This window comes from Streptomyces sp. NPDC005774 (assembly GCF_042871645.1).
Taxonomy (GTDB): Bacteria; Actinomycetota; Actinomycetes; order Streptomycetales; family Streptomycetaceae; genus Streptomyces; species Streptomyces pratens.
In genome coordinates this window covers 1-1322 of the sequence record NZ_JBIAIV010000147.1, presented here as the reverse complement: position 1 = coordinate 1322, position 1322 = coordinate 1, and the positions used below count along the sequence as shown (strand labels likewise).

Sequence of the window (1322 nt, the reverse complement as noted above, 5' to 3'; positions counted from 1 at the left end):
TGAGGCTGCGCCAAGCTCGTTTCCGCAGTTCAGTGAGGCTGGCGTGATCCACCGGTGAGGTCCTCACGCTGGTAGGCGGCATGATCGTCGGGGCTAGATCGTCCGCCCGTCTCGTCACCGCTGTACTTCGCTGTTCGCCAGGACGAGCAGGGCTCGCAGGAGTGTGGTGGCCTGCCGGGTGTCGGTGCGCAGCTTGGTCAGGGTCCGCCATGACTTGAGGTTCGCGAAGCCGTGTTCGTTGGCGGCGCGTTCGCGGCTGACCAGGCGGTTCGTCTCCTTCTCGGCAGCGGTCAGCTGGTGGTTGCGGGTGGCCTTGCGGCCGGTGATGATCACCGGGTCGTCATCGGGTTTGTCGTCGAGGCCGACGAAGCCGAGGTCGGCCAGGGCGCCGAGGCCGGCTTCCCGCAGGTGTTCGGTGATCTTGTTGTGGCGGGCGGTGGTGATCTCGCTGGACCGGCCGGGCTTGGCCGCGGAGATCCAGATCAGGTTGCCCTTCTCGTCGGTCAGCGCGAGGAACAGCAGGCCATGGGCCTTGTGCTTGCCTGAGTAGTTCTTCCGGTCGTCCTTCCCGGTGCGGCGGTGGGTGCGGATCAGGGTGCCATCGAGGAGGACCACGACCCCGCCGCTGCGGGCGATCTTCTTCAACGCCCGGTCCAGGCGCGGGGACCGGGCGGCCAGCAGCTTCACGACTTCCTTCACCCAGCGGCGGACGGTGGACTCCCCGACACCGTTGCCGCCGGCCACGTCGGCCAGACGCTGGTCGTGGCGCAGGACGGCGAGCACGATGACGGCCTGCCGGCCGGGTTCGGCCTTGCGCCAGGGCGAGCGCATCTGGTTCCGGCGCTGGCGTATCAGGTCGGCGACGAGGCTGATGGTCCGCTTCGACAGCGGGAGGCGGACCTGGTAAACAACTTCCTGAGCGTCCTCGGCGGGCTGGTTTTTGGTCACACATCTACCAACTCCCGCCGGGGGCTCTCGCGTTACGGCAGAAATCGGCCCGTCCGGCCGTCAGCACCGCTGGTCAGCGTGGTCGGTAGCGGCCCGATGCGGTGCGGACAAGCCAGCCACGGTCGGAGAGTTTACGCAGCCGGCCCCGGACCGGCTCGATCTTCGCCGGGGTCGTCTCCCGGCCCAGCGTGAGGGCGACGTCCTTGGCCATCACCGGACCGTCCGCCCCCGCCACGGTCTCCATGATCCGGCGGTACTCCGAGGTCAGGGCCTCCAGCCCCATCCCCTCGACGCGATCGGGCACCACCCGCATCCCGCCCGCACCCTGGCCCACCGTCACAGCAACCGGCTCCGGCTCCGGCTCCGGCTCCGGC

The 1322-nt window shown here is 69.3% G+C and carries 1 protein-coding gene and 1 pseudogene; both read right to left on the bottom strand.

Annotated elements, in window-relative coordinates; all coding sequences use genetic code 11:
- Positions 1 to 114: 114 nt before the first annotated feature.
- Positions 115 to 948, bottom strand: coding sequence for a transposase family protein (locus ACFYQA_RS39530; RefSeq protein ID WP_388928688.1), 834 nt, complete (start codon positions 946 to 948; stop codon positions 115 to 117).
- Positions 949 to 1021: 73 nt separating this feature from the next.
- Positions 1022 to 1322 (bottom strand): annotated as a pseudogene (locus ACFYQA_RS39525) (hypothetical protein); the annotation flags it as partial.